General features: G+C 63.8%; 3 protein-coding genes. 1 reads left to right on the forward strand and 2 read right to left on the reverse strand.

What is annotated here, in order from left to right; all coding sequences use genetic code 11:
- Positions 1-1451, forward strand: a 1451-nt coding sequence (locus EN925_RS32220) for an aldehyde dehydrogenase family protein (RefSeq protein ID WP_128337218.1), incomplete at its 5' end; no start/stop codon positions are given.
- Positions 1452-1565: 114 nt separating this feature from the next.
- On the opposite strand, the gene EN925_RS32230 is transcribed toward EN925_RS32220, so the two are convergent.
- Positions 1566-1880, reverse strand: coding sequence for an antibiotic biosynthesis monooxygenase (locus EN925_RS32230; RefSeq protein ID WP_127370218.1), 315 nt, complete (start codon positions 1878-1880; stop codon positions 1566-1568).
- A gap of 62 nt (positions 1881-1942) precedes the next feature.
- The coding region (locus EN925_RS32235) for a TonB family protein (RefSeq protein ID WP_128337219.1) at positions 1943-2374 on the reverse strand (432 nt) is incomplete at its 5' end.

Below are 2374 nucleotides of genomic sequence, written 5' to 3' on the forward strand. Positions count from 1 at the left end.
ACGTCATCCAGTTGCTCCCTGGCGACGGCCCATCGGTCGGCGGGCCGCTCACCGCCGATCCACGCATCGCTGGCGTCTGCTTCACAGGTTCGACCGAGGTTGCCAAGCTGATCGAGAAGCAGCTGGCCGAGACGGCCGCGCCCGACGCCATGCTGATCGCCGAGACTGGCGGCCTCAACGCCATGATCGTCGATTCCACCGCGCTGCCCGAACAGGCGGTGCGCGATATCCTCGCCTCCGCCTTCCAGAGTGCCGGCCAGCGCTGTTCGGCGCTGCGCGTACTCTACGTGCAGAAGGACGTCGAGAAGAAGATGCTGGAGATGCTGAAGGGCGCCATGGAGGCGCTCAACGTCGGCGATCCCTGGCGGATTTCGACCGATGTCGGCCCGGTTATCGACGACGAGGCGCAAAGCTCGATCCGCGAGTATTGCACGAAGATGGGCCTGCAGGGCAGGCTGATCGCCAAGCTCGAGGCGCCCAGGGAAGGTCGCTTCGTCGCGCCGCATGTCTTCCGGGTCAAGGGTATCGAGGACATGGAGCGCGAGGTGTTCGGGCCGGTGCTGCATGTCGCCAGTTTCGACGCCGACCAGATCGACGCGGTCATCGCCGCCATCAACCGCAAGGGTTATGGCCTGACCTTCGGCCTGCACACCCGCATCGAGGGCCGCGTGCAGCATTTCGTCGATGGCATCCATGCCGGCAACATCTATGTCAACCGCAACCAGATCGGCGCCGTCGTCGGTTCGCAGCCGTTTGGCGGCGAGGGGCTTTCCGGCACCGGGCCGAAGGCCGGCGGTCCGCACTATCTCCGCCGCTTCCGCAAGGGGCCGGAGGCCGGCACCCATGTGCAGGACGGCCACAAGGTCACGGCGACCGAGCTTGCCGACAATCTGCCTGATCCCACACTTGGCGGCTGGTCGACGCGTCCGGACCGGATCGCCATTCTGAGGAAGCATCTGCGCGGCAAGGGTGCTGCGGCCATTGGTGCGGCCGCCGGCATCGATTTCGGCCAGGTCGACCTGCCCGGGCCGACCGGCGAAGCCAACACGCTCTCGCTGTCGCCACGTGGACGGGTGCTGTGCCTTGGTCCCGATGGTGATACGCTGCTGGCGCAGACGATCCAGGCGCTCGCCGCCGGCAACGCCGTGCTGGCCGTTGCGCCGGGTGCACCGGCAGCCCTTTCCGCTCTGACCGGCAAGGGCCTGCCGCTGGCCGCCATCGATGGCCGGCCTGATCCGGTCGAGGCACGCTCGCTGCGCGTCGATATCGTTGCTTTTTCCGGCACGCCAGAGGCCGCGCGCATCGTGCGCAGGGTTATCGCTGATCGCTCAGGCCCGATCGTGCCGCTGGTCAGCGAAGTGTTGAACCCGGCGGCTTATGCACATGAGCGGGCCGTCTGCGTCGACACCACCGCCGCGGGCGGCAATGCGAGCTTGCTGGCCGGAGCCTGACTCCGGCCGGTCGTTAGAGCCATTCACCGTTTCGTGGAAACAGTGAATGTCTCTATCTCTTTTGTTTTATGCATGTCGTTGTCCCAAACCGGGACCACTTTTGGGCGACATGCATTACGCGCCTTCGACGACCGAAAAACCCTCGAACTGGGGGTGGCCGAGATAGTGGACCTTCGTCGTGCCGACATTCCTGTGGGCGGCGCGGAAATTCTCGGACTTGGTCCAGGCGATGAAATCATCGTGGCTCGCCCACACCGTGTGCGATGCAAACAGCGTGTAGCCTTCGGTCTCGTTGACCGGGCCTCGCAGCAGGTGGAATTCGCGGAACCCCTTCATCTCCGCAAGGCTGGAATCGCGGTTCTTCCACAAGGCCTCGAAATCGTTCTCCGAGCCGGTCTGCACCTTGAAGCGGTTCATGGCGATGTACATGGCGGTTTCCTCTCACAGGGATGTTGATGATTTGCGGCCGCAGCGTTTTGTTCTGCGCACATTCAAAATGGGCCGATTTCGGTCTCGAACTCCAAACTTGCGCTTGCTGCCTGTGGTGGAATCGAAGGGAAGGGGGCTGCTTTGCGGATAATGCCAAGGGCCGCCTGATCGAAAGCCGCCGACCCTGAGGTCTCCAGGATGCGCAACTTATTTATGTTGCCCTTCCTGCCTATGACGAATTTAACAACCGCATTGTTGCGTGCCGCCAGTTGTAGGGACGGCGGCAGAGTGCGATTGACGCTGCCGAGCTTTCTAAAGACATCGCCGCGGTAGTTATCTTCCGCGGCAGTGCCTGCCTCGTTTTGCCTTTTGCCCTTGCTGGCCGCTTGCGCCGACAGGTCCTGGCCATCCGCCGTGCCGCGCTTTTCATCCGCCGTCTTTGAAGAGGCAGCTGGCGGACTGGGCCTCGCGCTGGGGATCGGCGGCTGTTCTGG

Origin of the sequence: Mesorhizobium sp. M7A.F.Ca.US.006.04.2.1, assembly GCF_004022915.1 — a bacterium.
Taxonomy (GTDB): domain Bacteria; phylum Pseudomonadota; class Alphaproteobacteria; order Rhizobiales; family Rhizobiaceae; genus Mesorhizobium; species Mesorhizobium ciceri.